This is a genomic window from Pseudomonas sp., assembly GCF_035497915.1.
Taxonomy (GTDB): domain Bacteria; phylum Pseudomonadota; class Gammaproteobacteria; order Pseudomonadales; family Pseudomonadaceae; genus Serpens.
The window spans coordinates 76,687-96,131 of sequence record NZ_DATJCS010000014.1 but is presented as its reverse complement, the minus strand read 5'-3'; the positions used below and the strand labels follow the sequence as shown (position 1 = coordinate 96,131).

The window sequence follows — 19,445 nt, the reverse complement described above, 5'->3', positions numbered from 1 at the left end:
CATTTTATAGAGAAATCGCAGGAGAGAAGATACCAAAACGAAGCTCACATCCGCATAGAGCTAACAATGGAGGAGCGTCGCGCGCAGGACCGCTTAGCTCATGAGCGGGATACTGGGTTGCTGTCCACCGCAGCAAGAGGTTTGCAGGCACAGCCAATACGAGATTCGCAGCAATTAAGCGGCTCAACCACGCTTGGCAGTTGATTCAAAAAAACCTCTGAAATTTCGATAATATCTATCCACATAAAAACCATCGATCGCCCGCTTGATCCCTTCCTGATCGACCTGCACACCAGTATCGATTACCTGCTGCAACAACCCTTGGAAAGTCCGCAGATCACCCGGAGCGTACAGCTTGCCGTTTACGCCCTCACGAATGATATCCGCCGGTCCCGACGGGCAATCGGAGCTGATGCAGTAAATCCCATACGACATCGCTTCGACCAGTGTCATCCCAAATCCCTCGAAGGCTGACGTCAGCAGCAGCGCGGACACCGGACCAATCCGCTCCCGCACATACCCCCACGGTTCGGCCTGCCAGCCATGCCAGACGATGCGCTCATCGATCCTCAACTCTCGGCCATACGCCTGGCAGCGCTCCATGTCCGAGCCGTCGCCGACCATATGCAGCCGCCATGCGCCCTTGACCTGCGCCAATGTGTCCAGCAGATCCTTGATGCGCTTCTGTCCTTCGAACTTCATCCGCCCCATGTAGAGAAACACGCATTCTTCGCCCGGCGCTGGGTGCGGGATGGTTTGCGCCTGCGGCTCGACCGGGTTGAATACCGTGAAGATCCGTTGTGGATCGACCCCTCGGGCGGCAATCTGCGCCTTGATGCCGGAGCTGATCGCCAGGTGGTAATCCGCATGGACGATGCAATCCGCGTGCTTTTTGTGGTCCAGCGAGAAGTGCACCCAGGAGTACAGCGGCAAGGCCAGCTTCGCCGCCTTTCGGGCGCGAGCCGCCAGCAGGCAGGAAATCGGATCGATCGAGATGACGACATCCGGGCGCTCCTCCCGGAGAAAGCGCGAGAAGCGTCGAACATGGGTTCGGTTGCGCAGGTAGGCAATCCGGTTGCGCGAATAGGAATAGGCAGCGTCGAGGCCTGCAAGCCAGCCCTTGTCCATCCGCTCATCGCGGCAGAAGAAATAGATCGCGCAATCCACCGGCACTGCATCCTCGCGGAAACAGCGCACCAGCGTGCGAATGACGGTTTCCATGCCGCCAAATCCGGAGACCGCCTCGCCGACGAAGACGATTTTCATCCTCGATCCTCTGTGTCTGCCTCGGTAATCAGGTAGCTCGCGCCGCGCAGGCCGAAGCGGCGCTGCTCCAGCACGGCCAGTGGGCGCCTGGTTGTTTCGCCGAGCAGGTAACGGCGCTGCCCATTGATCCAGGCCCGCCAGGCCGGGCTGGCGAGCAGACGCCGCCACCCGGCTGGGGCTGGGCAGCGGATCAGTCGCACAGGCCCTGCGGAGGTTTCCAGCCGAACAGCGAGCACATCGCCACCGGCTTCGCTTGGAACGCCACGACGAATGGCAGCCTCCGGATCGGCCATGATGGCCCGCAGTCGCGCCTCCTCGCTGCGCAGCACTACCCGCAGCATTCCAGCGCCACGCTTCGCTACGCAGACAGGACTTTCCCGGTCCAGTTGAGCCAGTTGCTGGCGCATGCCTTGCTCGCGGGCCTTGGCGACCTCCTTGAGGAGCGCCTCAAGAGGCAGCGCATGCTCGCCATTGGCCAGCAGGTAGTAGACCAGCAACTCCTCGTACCAGGGTTCGAAGCGAGCCGGAAACTGGGCGAAGAACTGGCCGAGATTGACCAGGACCTTGTCTCGCCCCAGAGGCGAGCCGGGGGTCTCGCTGCACAGTGTGCCGGCATCGAGCAGATGGACCTGCCCCTGATAGCGAATGAAGTTCCGAAGCTCCGGATCAGCCGGCCAGAGCCCCTTGCCGTGCAGGCTGCCCAGCGCACCGAGGGCTTCACCCATCAGCGCCTGCTGGGCATCGGCCAGTGGCGGCAGGCTGGCCAGGTCGCGCCAGACCACGTCCAGGCTCTGCGCGTCATCGCCAGCCTCATACAGCAGCCAGGCATTCAAATCCGGCGTCCGGCCTTCCCTGAGCAAAACCAGCCTGGGCAGATCCTGCGCGGCCAACTGGCGCGCACCGGTTTTCTCACGCTCCAGACTCAGACCCGAATCCGGGCCGGTCAGGAAACGCGCCAATACGTAGCGGTCACCCCAGCGAGCCAGCACATCATGACGGGCCGGCGTGACATGCAGCCACTCACATACCTGCAAGCGCACCTGCGAGCCGGCACAGTCCGCCAGTTCTATGGTCGCTGGCAGTGGCCCTTCGCTGCCAACCCGCACCAGTTCATGCAACTCCACCGGCTACCCCTCATCTCTGCTCGCCCTCGGCGATCTTGCGCTGATCGCGCGCCTGTATGCGCGCCGCCTTGCGTTCCATCCAGGCCAGTACCGAAGCTTCTTCGACCAGCACCTGGCGAAGCGGCTTCCCGAAGTAGGCCCTGAGGAAGCGCAGCTTATCACTGCGCGTCAGGCCGATGCCGAGCGCCGAGAAGTACAACCCGGCCAGATCCTTGTCGCGCCAGCGCAGCGGTACCCGGGTGCGCACCTGCGAGCGATGCAGGTCGATCACCGACAGCGGCAGGTGATCGGGCGTGGGCGGGCTGTCGGTATGCAGCAGAAAATGGCACAGGTAGCAGTCGCGGTGGTTGAGGCCGGCGGCGTGCATGTCGCGCACGATCTGCGCCACCCGACCGATCAGCGCCCGCTTGAGCGCAACGGGCGGCGGGGTCCGCGCCCAGTCCTGGCAGAAGTCCTCCAGGCTGATGGTGGGAGCCAGCTCCTCGGTAATCAGGAAGGAGAACTGCCGGGCCGGATTGAATCCGCGCTGGCCGAAACCCACCGGGTTGAGCGTGGCGATGCCGGCCTGTTCCAGACGGCGAATGGCACTCAGTTCCTGGCGGGCGCCCAGCACCGGCAGCCGGAAACTCAGCAGATTCTTGAAGATCTCGCCCCAGCCCACCCCACGGTGCAGCTTGACGAAATAGCCGCGACCGAACAGCTCCACCCGGAACACTTTCCGGCCTTCCTTCTGCCGGTAGACGGGACCCTGCAGCGTTTCGACCTCGGCGAAAGGATCCTTGCCGGCCCAGAGGGTCGATAGTGGTTCGGCAAGAAACAGGTTCATCAAATCTCCACCTCCGATACAGCCCTGCCTGCGGTTAAGGGCATCCGTGCCTAGATCAGCAAGCGAAGCTTAAGTTCTGCGAGGCGCGAAACGATACAGTATCCCGCTTTGCGATACACGCGCATCGACAGGCCAATTGTCACAATCACGGAGGTTCGCCGCAGGACCCCACTCGGCTCATGCCAGGATCGGCAGACACAGTCGCACCCCGGAACCCGGACCGTCTGCGAAACGAGTCATGCCTTGGCAGGTGAAAGAGTGAAACCGGCGGCGCATTGCGCGCCGCCACTCGCTTTGTCAGGCGGGTGCCGCCAACAGGCGCTGCAGTTCGGGATACACCCTTTCCGCACCCAGCCCCTCGAAACAGGGCTTTTCGCGGTCACCGCTGCCGGCGTTCGGGCCGCTGGCGCACAGGTGCACCTGACCCTTGCCGTAGGCGCCGACGCGGCCGGGGCGGGTCGGGCCGTAGAGGGAGATGCTCGGCACGTCCAGCGCGGCGGCCAGGTGGCCGAGGCCGGTGTCCACCGCCACGCAGGCGCGGGCGCCGGCCAGCACGCGGGCGACGCCGACGATGTTCAGTTTGGGCAGCACCTCGACGCCGGAAAGGCCGGCGGCGATGCGTTCGGCGCGGGCCTTTTCGCCGGGGTTGCCCCACGGCAGGCGGATCGCCCAGCCGTCGGCGCTCAGCCGTTCGGCCAGGGCGCGCCAGTCGGCTTCCGGCCAGTGCTTGCTGGCCCAGGTGGTGCCGTGCAGGAACACGATATAGGGAGTGGCGGACGGTTCGGCCAGCGCGGCGCGGTTCAGGCCGTAATCGCCAATCGAGTCGGGCAGCGAATAACCCAGCGCCTGGGCGAACAGCTGTCGCACCCGCTCGAGGGCGTGCTGCTCCTTCGGCACGTGGAAGGTGCGGTCGTAGAAGCGGCTGGCCAGCGGCTCGCGGGCCGAGTCGCGGTCCAGGCCGGCCACCGGCGCGCGAGAGTAGCGGGTCAGCCAGGCGCTTTTCAGCAGGCCCTGGGCGTCGATTATCAGATCGTAATTGCCTTCACGCAGGCGCTGCTTGAACTGGCGCCACTCGCCATTTTTGAAGGTTTTCCACAGGTTCTTGCGCCAGCGGCGAATCGCCACCGGAATCACCTGATCCACCGCCGGGTGCCAGGCGGGAATCTCGGCGAAGCCCTCTTCCACCACCCAGTCGAAGCGGATGCCGGGAATGGCGCGCGCGGCATCGGTGAGCGCCGGCAGGGTGTGAATGACGTCGCCCATGGACGACGTCTTGATCAGCAGCACCTTCACTCATTTCACCTCGACCGGCTGCGGCACCAGGCGATCGAGCGCCTCGATCACCGCACGCGGCTTGAGCTGGCGCAGGCAGTCGTAGTGACCGAAGCGGCAGGTGCGTTCGAAGCACGGGCTGCACTCCAAGCCGAGGCGCACGATTTCCACCTGCTCGGCCAGCGGCGGAGTGAACTGCGGCGAGGTGGAGCCGTACACCGCCACCAGCGGACGATTCAGCGCCGCCGCCACATGCATCAGGCCGGAGTCGTTGGAGACCACCGCGGACGCGGCGGACAGCAGGTCGATGGCCTCGGCCAGGCTGGTTTCGCCGGCCAGATTGCTGACTTCCTCGCGCAGGCCGGGAATCAGCCGCTCGCGGATGGTCTCACCGCCGGGATGGTCGTTCTTGGAACCGAACAACCAGACCTGCCAGCCTTCGCGAATCTTGACCTCCGCCACCTTGGCGTAGTGCTCGGCCGGCCAGCGCTTGGCCTCGCCGAACTCGGCGCCAGGGCACAGCGCCAGTACCGGACGATCCAGGGTCAGGCCGAACTTCTGCAACGCGGCGGCGCGGCTGGCCTCGTCGATCTGCAACGACGGGCGCGGATACGGCTGCGGCAGATCGGCGCCCGGCGCGTAGGCCAGCGCCATGAAACGTTCGATCATCAGCGGATAGCGCTGCTTGTCGAGGACACGGATGTCGTTGAGCAGCCCATAGCGCATCTCGCCCTTCCAGCCGGTGCGTCTGGGGATGCCGGCAAAGAACGGCACCAGCGCGGACTTCAGCGAGTTGGGCAGCAGGATCGCCTGGTCGTAGCGCCCCTTGAGGGACTTGCCGATGCGCCGGCGGGTGGCCAGTTCCAGCACGCCATGGCCGAGCGGGAAGCTCAGCGCTTCGCGCACCTCGGGCATGCGCTCGAGGATCGGCCGGCTCCACTCCGGGGCCAGCACGTCGACGGCGCAATCGGGGTGTTGCTGTTTCAGACAGGTGAACAGCGTCTGGGCCATCACCATATCGCCGACCCAGCTGGGTCCGATGATCAGAATGTTCATACTAGGAATTGTCCCCGTAGGGTGGGTCAGCCGCGCTCGCGGCGTAACCCACCAAGGATGTCGCCAGGCATCCGTTGGCCGCCCCTGCGGGCCGGATAGTGGGTTACGACCTGCGGTCTAACCCACCCTACGCTGGTGAATCACTTGACCAGGGTGCGCCACTCGGGATGGGCGTCGGTCTTGCCGGTGACCAGGTCGAAGTAGGCCTTCTGCAACTTCTCGGTGACCGGACCGCGGCGGCCGATGCCGATCTGCCGGCCGTCCAGCTCGCGGATCGGCGTCACTTCGGCGGCGGTGCCGGTGAAGAAGGCCTCGTCGGCGATGTACACCTCGTCACGGGTGATGCGCTTCTCGACGATCTCCACGCCCAGCTCGCGGGCCAGGGTCAGCACGGTGTTGCGGGTGATGCCGTTCAGGCAGGCGGTCACCTCGGGGGTGTAGATCACGCCGTCCTTGACCAGGAAGATGTTCTCGCCCGAACCCTCGGCCACGTAGCCTTCCGGATCCAGCAGCAGCGCCTCGTCGGCGCCGGCGGAAACGGCTTCCTGCAGGGCCAGCATCGAGTTGATGTAGTGGCCGCTGGCCTTGGCGCGGGTCATGGAGATGTTCACGTGGTGACGGGTGAACGAGCTGGTGCGGATCTTGATGCCGCGCTCCAGCGCCTCCTCACCCATGTAGGCGCCCCAGTGCCAGGCGGCGACGATCACGTGCACCTTCAGGTTGTCGGCGCGGATGCCCATGCCTTCGGAACCGTAGAACGCCAGCGGACGGATGTAGGCGCTGGCCAGGCCGTTCTCGCGCACCGCCGCCTTGGTGGCTTCGTTGATCTCTTCCTTGGTGTAGGGGATCTTCATGCCCATGATGTGGGCCGAATCGAACAGGCGGTCGGTGTGCGCCTGCAAACGGAAGATCGCGGTGCCCTGCGGGGTCTCGTAGGCACGCACGCCTTCGAACACGCCCATGCCGTAGTGCAGGCTGTGGGTCAGCACATGGGTGGTCGCGCCGCGCCATTCCACCAGTTTGCCGTCGTACCAGATCACACCGTCGCGGTCAGCCATCGACATCGTTGCATTCCTCAAAGGTCAAGTGAGGCGGCCCACGGCCGCCTGCGTGAAGTCAGTTCAGTCCCAGTTCCTGCCAGATGCGCTGTACCAGGCGGCGCGAGTCGGGGAACTGATCGCCCGGCACCTTGCCGGGTTGTTTCTGCAGGGCCAGGCGGTGGGCTGCGGCTCGGTAGGCCTTGTAGGCCTCCTGCAATAGCTGGACGTCCGTTTCGGGCAGCAGGTTGGCCGCGCCGAGGCCGTCCAGAATGCGGATGTTGTCGGTGTAGCGGAGCAGCTCCGGATGCTGGTGCGACCAGGCCAGGGCCGCGTATTGCACCATAAATTCGATATCGACGATACCACCGGCATCCTGCTTGAGATCGAAGCTCTGCGCGGGGTCGAAGGCGTTTTCGCCGCGACCGGCATCGGTGGCGCGGGTGCCCAGGTTGTCGCGCATCTTGGCGCGCATTTCGCTGACTTCGGCCCGCAGCTTGTCCAGATCGCGGGCGCGGCCCAGCACCTCGCCGCGCACCTGTTCGAAGCATTGCGCCACCCGCGGGCTGCCCACCAGCACCCGGGCGCGCACCAGCGCCTGGTGCTCCCAGGTCCAGGCTTCCTGCTGCTGGTAGCGTTCGAAAGCCGCCAGCGAGCTGACCAGCAGCCCGGCGTCGCCCGAGGGACGCAGGCGCATGTCCACCTCGTAGAGCTGGCCGGAGGTGGTCTGCGCGGTCAGCAGGTGGATGATGCGCTGCCCCAGGCGGGTGAAGAACTGGGTGCCGTCGATGGGCTTGGCCCCGTCGGTTTCCGCCTGCGGGTCGCCGTCGTGGATGAACACCAGGTCCAGGTCCGAGCCGTGACCCAGCTCGATGCCGCCCACCTTGCCGTAGCCGACGATGATGAAGTCCGGGTCGCAGTCGCCGCCATCGGCGCGCTTGGGTGTGCCGTGCCGGGCCACCGTGTGCCGCCAGGCCAGCGCCAGCACCTGTTCGAGAATCGCCTCGGCCAGCCAGGTCAGGTAATCGCTGACCTTCATCAGCGGCAGGGTGCCGGCGAACTCCGAGGCGGCCACGCGCAGGCTGTGCGCCAGCTTGAAGTGGCGCAACGCCTCCATCTGCTGTTCGAGGTCGTCCTCGGGAATGCGCATCAGCCGCTCGCGCAATTCGGCGGCCAGCTCCGGGGCCTGCGGCGGGCTGTACAGGCGGCCTTCGTTGAGCAGCTCATCGAGCAGCAGGGGGAAGCGCGCGATCTGCTCGGCGACCAGCGGGCTGGCGGCGCACAGCTGCAGCAGCCGGGTCAGCGCGCCGGGGTTCTCGGACAGCAGCACCAGGTAGGCCGAGCGCCGCGCCACCGCCGCCACCAGCGGCATGACACGCTCCAGTACCTGGTCCGGATCGTCCTGTTCGGCCACCTGCGCCAGCAGACGCGGCATGAAGGCATCCAGCCGCTCGCGGCCCAGGCGCTGCATGCTGCGCACCTGGCTGCCGCCGCGCAGGTCGTGCAGGTGTCGCCAGGCGTGTTCCGGGCCGGCGAAGCCCAGCTCGGCCAGCTGGCGGATGGCGCTGTCCTCCTCCAGATCGCCTTGCCACAGCGCCAGCCACTCGCCGCCGCCGGCCTGCTCCTCGGCGTCCTCGTCCGGGTCGGCAATCACCTGGCGGAAATGCCAGTCGATGCGCTCGCGCCACTGCTCCAGACGCGCCATGAAGGATGTCCAGTCATCGAAGCCCATGATGAAGGCGACCCGCGCCCGCTCGCGGGCATCCTCGGGCAGCATCTGCGTCTGCTTGTCGGCCAGCGCCTGCAGGGCGTGCTCGACGTAGCGCAGGAAGCGGTAGCCGTCGCGCAGCTCGGCCACCACCGGCGCCGGCAGGTAGCCTTCGGCCTCCAGCACGGCCAGCACCGGCAGCAACGGTCGCTGCTGCAGGCTGAGGTCGCGACCACCGTGGATCAGCTGGAAGGCCTGGGCGATGAACTCCACCTCGCGGATGCCGCCGGCGCCGAGCTTGATGTTCTCGCTCATGCCCTTGCGGCGCACCTCCTGCTGGATCAGCTGCTTCATGCTGCGCAGCGCCTCGATGGCCGAGAAATCCAGATAGCGCCGGTAAACGAAGGGTTGCAGCATCTTCAGCAGCTGCGCGCCGGCGAGCTGGTCGCCGCCGACCACGCGCGCCTTGATCATCGCGTAGCGTTCCCAGTCGCGGCCCTGGTCCTGGTAGTACTGCTCCAGCGCGGCGAAGCTCAGGGTCAGCGCGCCGGCCGAGCCATAGGGACGCAGGCGCATGTCGACGCGGAACACGAAGCCGTCGACGGTGATGGCATCCAGCGCCTTGATCAGCCGCTGGCCGAGGCGATTGAAGAATTCCTGGTTGTCGAGGGAACGGCGCACCCCTTCGGTTTCGCCGCCTTCGGGGAAACCGAAGATCAGGTCGATGTCCGAGGACAGGTTCAGTTCGTGGGCACCCAGCTTGCCCATGCCGAGGATCACCATCTGCTGCGGCGTGCCGGAGCGGCGCCCCATCGGCGTGCCGAACTGCTCGCAATGCCGCGGGTACAACCAGTGGTAGGCCAGGTCGATGCAGGCGTCCGCCAGATCGGAGAGGTCGCGGCAGGTTTCACCCAAGTCGGCCAGACGATTCACATCGCGCCAGATGATGCGCAGCTGCTGGCGGTTGCGGAAACGTCGCAGGCGGCGGGCCAAGTCGTCTTCCTGCTCGCAGTCGGCCAACAGCGTCTGCAGCTGAGCGCGCAACTCACCGGGACGCAGGCTGCGCTCCAGCTCGCCGGACTCCGCCAGCTCGAGCAGCGCCTCGACATCCCGCTGCGCCTGCTCGGCGACGAAATCGCTGGCCGCGCAGGCGCGGGCGAAGGCCTCCCGGCGCGCCGCCGGCCAGTCGTCCGCCCGCCCTCGCTCAGCCAGGCGGGCACGCAGCGCGGCAGCTGGCCGCTCGGCGAGATCGGCCAGCGACGCCGGGATGGCAACCAGGGAGGGCAGACTCATGGGGGATTCCTTGTGCGAGGGGACGAACAGGGCGCCAGCAGAGGGCATCGCGGGGGGGTTAGTCAAGCGGCGCGCGGTCGCAAGCAAGAAGCGCACATGCGGGGGGCGTCACGCAACAACTCGCGGCCGAAGCCCTCCTGCACAGACAGTGGCCCGGCCCATCCGCGGGCATCCCGGCTATGCTTCCCTTTCGCGGACAGGACCTGTCCAGGGACGGCGGTCACTCGTGTAGTTGAGCTACATAATTTTCGCGATGACTGTTGGGTCAGCGATTTTTGTAGTAAAACTACAAGCGCCGATTGTCCCCGGTACACAATGAACAACAAAAGACCCCGCAGCCACGACGCAGCGGTGTCATCGGGGCGACTCAAAAGGTCGCCTGGAGTCCTGGAGCAAGCCATGCAAGACCATGATCCCATCGAAACCCAGGAGTGGCTGGACGCCCTGGAATCGGTCCTCGACCGAGAAGGCGAGGACCGCGCCAAGTACCTGATCACCCGCATGGGCGAGCGGGCCTCGCGCAGCGGCACGCAGCTGCCCTACGCGATCACCACGCCCTATCGCAACACCATCCCGGTCACCCACGAGGCGCGCATGCCCGGTGACCTGTTCATGGAGCGCCGCGTGCGCTCGCTGGTGCGCTGGAACGCACTGGCCATGGTGGCGCGAGCCAACAAGCGGGACTCCAGCCTGGGCGGTCACATCTCCACCTTCGCCTCCAGCGCCACCCTGTACGACATCGGCTTCAACTACTTCTTCCAGGCCCCGACCGAAGAACACGGCGGCGACCTGATCTACTTCCAGGGCCACGCCGCGCCCGGCGTCTACGCCCGCGCCTTCCTGGAAGGCCGCATCACCGAAGACCAGCTGAACAACTTCCGCCGCGAGGTGGACGGCAACGGCCTGTCCTCCTACCCGCACCCCTGGCTGATGCCGGACTTCTGGCAGTTCCCCACCGTGTCCATGGGCCTGGGCCCGATCCAGGCCATCTACCAGGCACGCTTCATGAAGTACCTGGAGAGCCGTGGCTTCATCCCCGCCGGCAAGCAGAAGGTCTGGTGCTTCCTGGGCGACGGCGAGACCGACGAGCCGGAATCCCTGGGCGCCATTTCCCTGGCCGGCCGCGAGAAGCTGGACAACCTGATCTTCGTCATCAACTGCAACCTGCAGCGCCTGGACGGCCCGGTGCGCGGCAACGGCAAGATCATCCAGGAGCTGGAAGGCAACTTCCGCGGCGCCGACTGGAACGTCATCAAGGTGATCTGGGGCCGCCTGTGGGACCCGCTGTTCGCCAAGGACCAGGACGGCATCCTGCAGCGGCGCATGGACGAGGTGGTCGACGGCGACTACCAGAACTACAAGGCCAACAACGGCGCCTTCGTGCGCCAGCACTTCTTCGGCGCCAACCCCGAGCTGCTGAAGATGGTCGAAGACCTCTCCGACGACGAGGTCTGGAAGCTCAATCGCGGCGGCCACGACCCGTTCAAGGTGTATGCCGCCTACCACGCGGCGGTGCACCACACCGGCCAGCCGACGGTGATCCTGGCCAAGACCATCAAGGGCTACGGCACCGGCTCGGGCGAGGCGCAGAACATCGCCCACAACGTGAAGAAGGTCGACCTGAACAGCCTGAAGGTGTTCCGCGACCGCTTCGGTGTGCCGATCCCCGACGACCAGCTCGAGGACCTGCCGTTCTTCAAGCCCGAGCTGGACAGCCCGGAAATGAAGTACCTGCTCAAGAGCCGTGAAAAGCTCGGCGGCCCGGTACCGCAGCGGCGCGCCAAGAGCTTCAGCATCCCGACCCCGCCGCTGGAGACCCTCAAGGCCATCCTCGACGGCTCGGGCGATCGCGAGATCTCCACCACCATGGCCTTCGTGCGCATCCTGGCGCAGCTGGTCAAGGACAAGGACCTCGGTTCGCGCATCGTGCCCATCGTGCCGGACGAGGCGCGTACCTTCGGCATGGAAGGCATGTTCCGTCAGCTCGGCATCTACTCCTCCGTCGGCCAGCTGTACCAGCCGGTCGACAAGGACCAGGTGATGTTCTACCGCGAGGACAAGAAGGGCCAGATCCTCGAGGAAGGCATCAACGAGGCCGGCGCCATGTCCAGCTGGATCGCCGCCGCGACCGCCTACAGCACGCACAACCAGCCGATGCTGCCGTTCTACATCTTCTATTCGATGTTCGGCTTCCAGCGCATCGGCGACCTGGCCTGGGCCGCCGGCGACAGCCGCGCGCGCGGCTTCCTGGTCGGCGGCACCGCCGGACGCACCACGCTCAACGGCGAGGGCCTGCAGCACGAGGACGGTCACAGCCACATCCTGGCCAGCACCATCCCCAACTGCCGCAGCTACGACCCGACCTACGGCTACGAGCTGGCGGTGATCATCCGCGAAGGCATTCGCCAGATGACCGAGGAGCAGCAGAACGTCTTCTACTACCTCACGGTGATGAACGAGTCCTACACCCAACCGGCCATGCCCGAGGGCGTCGAGGACGGCATCATCAAGGGCATGTACCTGCTCGAAGAGGACAAGAAGGAAGCCGCCTGTCACGTGCAGCTGCTCGGCAGCGGCACCATCCTGCGCGAAGTGCGCGAAGCGGCGAAGATCCTCCGCGAGGAGTACAAGGTCGGCGCCGACGTGTGGAGCGTCACCAGCTTCAACGAGCTGCGCCGCGAAGGCCTGGCGGTGGAGCGCCACAACCGCCTGCACCCGGAGCAGAAGCCGCAGCAGACCTACGTTGAGCAGTGCCTGGGCGGCCGCAAGGGCCCGGTCATCGCCTCCAGCGACTACATGAAGCTGTTCGCCGACCAGATTCGCCAGTGGGTGCCGGTCAAGGAATACAAGGTGCTGGGCACCGATGGCTTCGGCCGCAGCGACACCCGCGAGAAGCTGCGCCACTTCTTCGAAGTGGACCGCAACTGGGTCGTGCTGACCGCGCTGGAAGCCCTGGCCGACCGTGGCGAGATCGAGCGCAAGGTGGTGGCCGAAGCCATCGCCCGTTTCGGCATCGACACCAACAAGCCCAACCCGCTGGACTGCTGAGGAGCGAACCATGAGTGAACTGATTCGTGTCCCGGACATCGGCAGCGGCGAAGGCGAAGTCATCGAGCTGTTCGTCAAGGTGGGCGACCGCATCGAGGCCGAGCAGAGCCTGCTGACCCTGGAATCCGACAAGGCCAGCATGGAGATTCCCGCGCCCAAGGCCGGCGTGGTGAAGAGCCTGAAGGTCAAGCTGGGCGACCGCCTCAAGGAAGGCGACGAACTGCTGGAGCTGGATAGCGACGATGCCGGCGCCAGCGCGCCGGCTCCCGAGCCGGCCGCCGCCGCCAAGGCCGAGGCCGCTGCACCGGCAGCGCCGGCCGCCGCGCCTGCCGCCGAGAAAGCCACGGCACCCGCCGCCGCGCCGGCACCGGCCAGCAGCCAGGAAATCCGCGTGCCGGACATCGGTTCGGCCGGCAAGGCGCGCGTCATCGAAGTGCTGGTCAAGGCCGGCGACACGGTGAGCGCCGAGCAGTCGCTGATCACCCTGGAGTCCGACAAGGCCAGCATGGAAATCCCCTCGCCGGCCGCCGGCGTGGTGGAAGCCATTGCCGTGCAGCTGGATGCCGAAGTCGGCACCGGCGACCTGATCCTCACCCTCAAGGTGGAAGGCGCCGCGCCGGCTGCGGCGGCACAACCCGAGGCGCCAGCAGCCGCCACGCAAGCACCTGCCAAGGCGCCTGCTCCGGCGGCGGCTGAACAGCCGAAGCCTGCGCAAGCACCGGCGCCCAGCGCCAGCGGCGACAACCCGCCGCTGGCCAGCATCGCCCCGCTGGTCGAGCCGCCCAGGCGGCCCGCCTCCCAGGTGCATGCCGGTCCGGCGGTGCGCCAACTGGCCCGCGAGTTCGGCATCGACCTGGCCCGTGTCACCCCGACCGGTCCGCACGGCCGCGTGCTCAAGGAAGACGTGCAGGGCTATGTGAAGGCGATGATGCAGCAGACCCAGGCCGCGCCGGCCACGGCTGCTGGTGGTGCGGGCATCCCGCCGATCCCGGCGGTGGACTTCAGCAAGTTCGGCGAAATCGAAGAAGTGGCCATGACCCGCCTGATGCAGGTCGGTGCCGCCAATCTGCACCGCAGCTGGCTGAACGTGCCGCACGTGACCCAGTTCGAGTCGACCGACATCACCGAACTGGAAGCCTTCCGCACCGCGCAGAAGGCGGCGGCGGAAAAGGCCGGCGTGAAGCTGACCGTGCTGCCGCTGCTACTCAAGGCCTGCGCGCACCTGCTCAGGGAAATGCCGGACTTCAACAGCTCGCTGGCGCCCAGTGGCGCCGCGCTGATCCGCAAGAAGTACGTGCACATCGGTTTCGCCGTGGACACCCCGGACGGCCTGCTGGTGCCGGTGATCCGCGACGTAGACCAGAAGAGCCTGCTGCAGCTGGCCGGCGAGGCCGCCGAGCTGGCCGACAAGGCGCGCAACAAGAAGCTCGGCGCCGACGCCATGCAGGGCGCCTGCTTCACCATCTCCAGCCTCGGCCATATTGGCGGCACCGGCTTCACGCCGATCGTCAACGCGCCGGAAGTGGCGATCCTCGGCGTCAGCAAGGCCACCCTGCAGCCGGTATGGGACGGTGCGGCCTTCCAGCCGCGCCTGATGCTGCCGCTGTCACTGTCCTACGACCACCGCGTGATCAACGGCGCCGCCGCCGCGCGCTTCACCAAGCGCCTGTCCGAGCTGCTCGCCGATATCCGCACGCTGCTGCTGTAACCCTTCGCCGGGCTTTGGCCCGGCCGCTTTCCTCAAACGAGCACGCCACGCTCGTCTCTCCAGCCCCGCCGCAAGGCGGGGCTTTTTTTTGCCGCCGCCACGCGGCCGGCCATCTCCCGTTTTGTGATTCGCAGCACGCTCGCCCGTATCCGACGCTATGCCTTTGCCGGCCGGGAGCGGGATAATGGCCACGTGCCAGTAACGCGCTCAGCCGTTACACTAGGGAATCGTTCGCATCTCATGGATCGTATGGATCTGATCTTGTCTCTCCCCGCCCTGCGTTTCACCCAGGTGACGCCGTGACTACCACCGCCGACCTGTGTCGTCGCGCCCTGGAACAGAGCGCCGAAGCCTTCCTGCTGGTCGACATCGACGGGCGCGTGGTCTTCTCCAACGCGCGCTTCGAGGCCATCACCCAGTACAGTCCCAGCGAACTGCAGGGTCGCTTGCTGGACGAAATTCCCGCCCTGGCCAGCCTGCCGGAACTGGTGCGCACCGCGCTGCGCCAGAAGCCGGACAACGACAGCTGGCAGGTGGAGTTCCGCAGCCAGCGCAAGAGCCTGGAACCCTATTGGGGACACATGTGGGTGTCCCGGGTCCGCGACGCCGAAGGGGTCACCACCCACCTGCTCGGCCTGTGCGAGGACGTCACGCTCAACAAGCTGAACTATCAGCGCCAGGCACAGCAGACCCTGCGCGACAGCCTCACCGGGCTGGGCAATCGCCCCTATTTCATCGATCGCCTCGAGCAGCAGCTGAGCGAAGCGCCAGACGCGCCCTTCAGCCTGCTGCTGATGGACATCGACAACTTCAAACGCATCAACGAGACCCTCGGCCACGAGACCGGCGACAAGGTGCTGACCAGCCTGTCGCGGCGCCTGCGCAACGCGCTGGGGCCCAAGGCCTGTCTGGCGCGCTTCGCCAGCAACGAGTTCGCCGCCCTGCTCGACGCCGCCGACATGAATGCCGAGGAAGTGGCCCGGCAACTGCTGCACCTGCTCAGCCGCCCGCTGTTCGTGGCCAACCAGCTGATCAACGTCACCGCCTCCATCGGCCTGGTGCGCAATATCGAGCCCGACGGCCATGCCCAGCAGCTGATGCAACAAGCCGGCCTGGCGCTGCACAAGGCCAAGACCAGCGGCAAGAACCGCTGGCAGATGTTCACCCCGGAGCTGGATGCCGAAGCCCATCGCCGCCAGTTCATCGAGCACAACCTGCGCCACGCCATCGAGCGCAACGAGCTGCTGCTGTATTACCAGCCCAAGCTGTGCCTGAAGACCGACCGCCTGACCGGCCTGGAAGCGCTGCTGCGCTGGCAGCATCCCACCGAGGGCATGTTCCCGCCGGACGCCTTCATCGGCCTGGCCGAGGAAACCGGGCTGATCGTGCCGATCGGCAAATGGGTGGTGCGCGAGGCCTGCCGCATGCTGCACCGCCTGGACGCCGCCGGCATGGGCGAGGTGCGCATCGCCATCAACCTGTCGCCCCGCCAGTTCCACGACACCGAACTGGTCAACGCGCTGCGCGACATTCTCGCGCAGGAGCGCATCGAGGCGTCGCGCCTGGAGCTGGAGCTGACCGAGAGCCTGCTGCTGGACGCCAGCCAGGCCAATCACGAGCAGTTGCATCAGCTCAAGGCGCTGGGCTTCACCCTGGCCATGGACGACTTCGGCACCGGCTATTCCTCGCTCAGCTATCTGAAGAAGTTTCCGCTGGACACCATCAAGATCGACCGCAGCTTCGTGAAGGACATCCCGGGCAACCAGGACGACATGGAAATCACCGCCGCAGTGATCGCCATGGCCCACAAGCTGCGCCTGCGCGTGGTGGCCGAAGGCATCGAGACCCAGGAGCAGCTGAATTTCCTGCGCCGCCAGCGTTGCGACACCGGCCAGGGCTACCTGTTCGACCGGCCCATCGACGGCCGCGAGCTGCTGGAGCGCCTGCGCGGCTACACCGTGAACGCCTGACGAACCGCAAATCGCGGACAAGTCCGCTCCCACAAAAGAACCCGCACTAATCCCGTGGGAGCGAATTTGTTCGCGAGCTTTCAGGCAAGGCCTGCACGGTTGGCTCTGGCTAACTCGCCGCCTGGCGTTGCGCGCGCCACTGCTCGAACGCCACCCGCTCGTCACGGATCAGCCAGCCTTCCTGGACCGCAAAGCTTTCCGAAAGCCACAGATCGCGCGTGTCCACCGACTGCAGGCGGCCGTTACGCAGGCTGTGCAGTTCGCCGTGGAGCGGTTCCAGCAGGTAGATGTCCGGGCGGTCGCGGTCCAGGCGGGCCACCAGGCGATCCTCCTCCAGGCACTCGTCCACGTGGTAGAGGCTGGGCCGCTGGCAATCGTCCGGCAGTTTCAGGCGCAGGTCGTAAACCAGCTGCAGCGACGCGGTGGGCTGGTGCACGTAGGCGTGGGGCTCGCCGGCCAGGCACAACGCGCCGCAACGCACCGGACTGTCACCACCGCCGAGCGCCTGCAGGCTGAAATGGCTGTTGGCCAGGTAACGCAGGCTGTCGCGGTAGGGCATGGGCAGCCAGGCATCGGCGAAGCGCCCGGCCAGCCAGCCATCGGCGTGCTCGATCAGACACTCCTCGGCGATTTCCTGCATGGCGGTAAACAGCGGCAGGCCCAGCTCGTGGGCCGGCACGTAGCCGGAAATCAGCTTGAGCACGTCGTCCTGGCGATCCGCGCGCTGCTGGCGCACCAGGATCCAGTAATCGCGGCCCTGCCAGTGCAGTGTCAGGCGTACCGAGACGCCGAGGTTGGCCAGTTCGACGCTGAAGCAATGCGGGTCATCGATGGCGACCGGCCGCCGGCGGGCCAGCATCTGGCCGAAGTTGAGCGGCAGGCCGAGGCTCTGGTAACGCAACCCCTCGCTGCTGGCCTCGACCCGCAGCGGCAGGGTCTTGAAGTCACCGGGAAGTTTGCTGAGCAGGGTTCGCGGCATGGTGCCTCCTTGCGGGGAAGCGGCCGCGATTGCGGCCTTAGCGGATGGAACGGATGACGGCGGCAGCCGTCGCGACGTTGTGGGCCAGGTGCAGCGGGTTGATGGTGCCGACAATGGCGCTGCACACACCCGGGTGACCGAACAGCAGCTCGAAGCTGGCGCGCACGGGATCCGTCCCCGGCGCCAGGCAGACATGGCCGCTGGCCAGGGCCTTCTTGATGAGGATGCCCTTGGCGTGACTGGCAGCGTAGTCCAGCACCGGTTTTTCGGCCTGTTCGTTGAGGTTGTAGGTGACCATCGCGCAATCGCCGCGTTCCAGCCCCAGCAGGCCGCCCGCCACGGTCTTGCCGGAGATGCCGAAGGCGCCGATCTTGCCCTCGCGCTTGAGCTCGGCCAGGGTCTCGTAGACCCCGCTGTCGCGCAGGATGGCCACGTCGTTGCCGTCCGAATGCACCAGCACCAGGTCGATATGCTCGGTTTCCAGCCGCTGGAGGCTGCGCTCCACCGACAACCGGGTATGCGCCGGCGAGAAGTCGAAGCGCGACTGGCCGTTCTCGAACTCCTCGCCCACCTTGCTGACGATCACCCACTGGTCGCGCTGGCCACGCAGCAGCGGGCCGAGGCGCTCCTCGCTGGTGCCGTAGGCTGGCGCGGTGTCGATCAGGTTGATGCCCAGCTCGCGGGCCAGCGCCAGCAGCTGGCGAGCCTCGGCATCGTCGGGAATGCGAAAGCCGTTGGGGTATTTCACGCCCTGGTCGCGGCCCAGCTTGACGGTGCCCAGCCCCAGCGGTGAAACGGTCAGGCCGGTGCTGCCCAGCGGGCGATGCAGATCATGCAGCTGCTTGAGATCGCTCACGGCAGCAGTTCCTCCCAGACCGGGCGGGCCACCGCCGGGCGCGGCAACGCCGGCAAGGCGGACTGCGCCGACGGCCGAACGCCGTCGCGCTCCAGACTGGCGAATACGCGGTCGGCGAAGTCCGGCGCCAGCGCCAGTTTGGTCGGCCAGCCGACCAGCAGGCGGCCCTGCTCGGCGAGGAAGGCGTTGTCCGGGCGCACCAGGCCGGACTGTGCCGGCTCGGCGCGCGACACGCGCAAGGTGGCCCAGCGCAGCGCCTGCTGGTCGACCCAGGGCAGCAGGTCGGCGATTTCCTTGCGCGCCGCGGCGATCTGCGCGGCCTCGTCGCGGGCCACGCCGTCGGCTTCGGCCAGGTCGCCGCCCAGGTACCAGACCCACTGGCCATCGGCGGCCGGGTGCGTGGTGATGGTGACGCGCGGCTTGGGTCCGCCGCCCAGGCAGTGGGCGTAGATCGGCTTCAGGTTCGGCCCCTTGACCAGCACCATGTGCAGCGGGCGCAGTTGCTGCTTCGGCTGCTCCAGACCGAGCGCGGCGAGCAGCGCGGCATTGCCTTCGCCGGCGCTGAGCACGATGCGCCGGGCACGAATTTCGCGACCATCGACGCGCAGGCCGGTGAGCGCACCGTCCTCGTGCAGCGCCTCGATACGCTCGGCGGCCAGCAGGCCGTCGGCGGCCAGCTCGGCCAGGCGGGTGATCAGGCTGGGCACGTCGAGCACCAGTTCGGCCAGCCGGTAGACCTTGCCCTTGAATTGCGGGTGCTGCAGCGCCGGCGGCAGCTGTTCGCCCTTCACCGCGTCGACCCGGCCGCGCATGGCCTTGCTGGCGAAGAAGCTGGTCAGGTTGCCGGCCAGGCTGCCGGGCGACCATAGATAGTGGGCGTCGGAGAGCAGGCGCACGCCGGAAAGATCCAGCTCGCCCTCGCCGTTGAGTGCCTTGCGCCAGCGGCCCGGCATGTCGGCGATGGCCTCGGAGGAGCCGGTCAGCGCGCCGTGCAGGGCGTACTTGGTGCCACCGTGGATGATGCCCTGCGACTTGACGCTCTGCCCGCCGCCCAGCCGGTCGCTCTCCACCAGCAGGGTGGCGTAGCCGGCGCGCCGCAGCCGGGCATTCAGCCACAGGCCGGCAATGCCGCCACCAACGATCAGGACATCGGTACTCAGGGCTTCGGACATGGTGCGGGCTCGTGATCGAAACGGGCCGGCAGTATAAACCGTGCCCACCGGTGTGGGCGCGGCTTCAGCCGCGAAGGACCCGGGGGAATCATCACCCTCGTAACCTGTAGGGCCGGCTTTACGCCGGCCG

At 66.7% G+C, this 19,445-nt stretch carries 12 protein-coding genes and 1 pseudogene; 3 read left to right on the top strand and 10 right to left on the bottom strand.

Annotated elements, in window-relative coordinates; translation table 11 throughout:
* Positions 1-183: 183 nt before the first annotated feature.
* The 7 genes from waaB to glnE all read right to left on the bottom strand — a co-directional run bounded on the left by waaB (position 184) and on the right by glnE (position 9,582).
* Positions 184-1,266 (bottom strand): lipopolysaccharide 1,6-galactosyltransferase, encoded by a 1,083-nt coding sequence (gene waaB, locus VL129_RS05050; RefSeq protein ID WP_325410723.1) that lies wholly within the window; start codon positions 1,264-1,266, stop codon positions 184-186.
* Positions 1,263-2,390: a BUD32 family EKC/KEOPS complex subunit gene (locus VL129_RS05045; RefSeq protein ID WP_325410721.1), complete on the bottom strand. Its 1,128-nt coding sequence runs from the start codon at positions 2,388-2,390 to the stop codon at positions 1,263-1,265. Before VL129_RS05045 ends, waaB begins: the two co-directional genes overlap by 4 nt.
* Positions 2,391-2,400: 10 nt before the next feature.
* Entirely contained in the window at positions 2,401-3,216 is an 816-nt protein-coding gene (gene rfaP / locus VL129_RS05040; protein WP_325410719.1) for a lipopolysaccharide core heptose(I) kinase RfaP, read from the bottom strand.
* A 297-nt stretch (positions 3,217-3,513) separates the two neighbouring features.
* Positions 3,514-4,509: a lipopolysaccharide heptosyltransferase RfaC gene (gene rfaC, locus VL129_RS05035; protein WP_325410717.1), complete on the bottom strand. Its 996-nt coding sequence runs from the start codon at positions 4,507-4,509 to the stop codon at positions 3,514-3,516.
* On the bottom strand, positions 4,510-5,544 hold the full coding sequence (gene waaF, locus VL129_RS05030) for a lipopolysaccharide heptosyltransferase II (RefSeq protein ID WP_325410715.1): 1,035 nt from the start codon (positions 5,542-5,544) through the stop codon (positions 4,510-4,512).
* A 140-nt stretch (positions 5,545-5,684) separates the two neighbouring features.
* The gene (locus VL129_RS05025) at positions 5,685-6,608 is read right to left on the bottom strand and encodes a branched-chain amino acid transaminase (protein WP_027590168.1); all 924 of its coding nucleotides are present in this window, start codon (positions 6,606-6,608) and stop codon (positions 5,685-5,687) included.
* A 52-nt stretch (positions 6,609-6,660) separates the two neighbouring features.
* Positions 6,661-9,582 carry a bifunctional [glutamate--ammonia ligase]-adenylyl-L-tyrosine phosphorylase/[glutamate--ammonia-ligase] adenylyltransferase gene (glnE, locus tag VL129_RS05020; protein ID WP_325410712.1) on the bottom strand — a complete coding sequence of 974 codons (2,922 nt, stop codon included), beginning with the start codon at positions 9,580-9,582 and terminating at the stop codon, positions 6,661-6,663.
* A 399-nt stretch (positions 9,583-9,981) separates the two neighbouring features.
* Here glnE and aceE point away from each other — a divergent pair, with 399 nt between their 5' ends.
* The 3 genes and pseudogenes from aceE to VL129_RS05005 form a co-directional block, all read left to right on the top strand.
* Complete coding sequence (gene aceE / locus VL129_RS05015) at positions 9,982-12,630, top strand: pyruvate dehydrogenase (acetyl-transferring), homodimeric type (protein ID WP_325410710.1); 2,649 nt, start codon at positions 9,982-9,984, stop codon at positions 12,628-12,630.
* A 10-nt stretch (positions 12,631-12,640) separates the two neighbouring features.
* Entirely contained in the window at positions 12,641-14,338 is a 1,698-nt protein-coding gene (gene aceF / locus VL129_RS05010) for a dihydrolipoyllysine-residue acetyltransferase (RefSeq protein ID WP_325410708.1), read from the top strand.
* Positions 14,339-14,640: 302 nt separating this feature from the next.
* Positions 14,641-16,308: pseudogene (locus tag VL129_RS05005) on the top strand (putative bifunctional diguanylate cyclase/phosphodiesterase); the annotation flags it as partial.
* Between the two features lie 109 nt (positions 16,309-16,417).
* On the opposite strand, the gene VL129_RS05000 reads toward VL129_RS05005, so the two are convergent.
* The 3 genes from VL129_RS05000 to VL129_RS04990 are packed head-to-tail and all read right to left on the bottom strand — an operon-like array spanning position 16,418 to position 19,315.
* Positions 16,418-17,287, bottom strand: a complete 870-nt coding sequence (locus VL129_RS05000) for a metal ABC transporter ATPase (RefSeq protein ID WP_325410706.1) — start codon at positions 17,285-17,287, stop codon at positions 16,418-16,420.
* A gap of 37 nt (positions 17,288-17,324) precedes the next feature.
* Positions 17,325-18,143 (bottom strand): aldo/keto reductase, encoded by an 819-nt coding sequence (locus tag VL129_RS04995; protein WP_325410704.1) that lies wholly within the window; start codon positions 18,141-18,143, stop codon positions 17,325-17,327.
* Positions 18,140-19,315 (bottom strand): NAD(P)/FAD-dependent oxidoreductase, encoded by a 1,176-nt coding sequence (locus tag VL129_RS04990; protein ID WP_325410702.1) that lies wholly within the window; start codon positions 19,313-19,315, stop codon positions 18,140-18,142. Before VL129_RS04990 ends, VL129_RS04995 begins: the two co-directional genes overlap by 4 nt.
* Between the last annotated feature and the right edge of the window lie 130 nt (positions 19,316-19,445).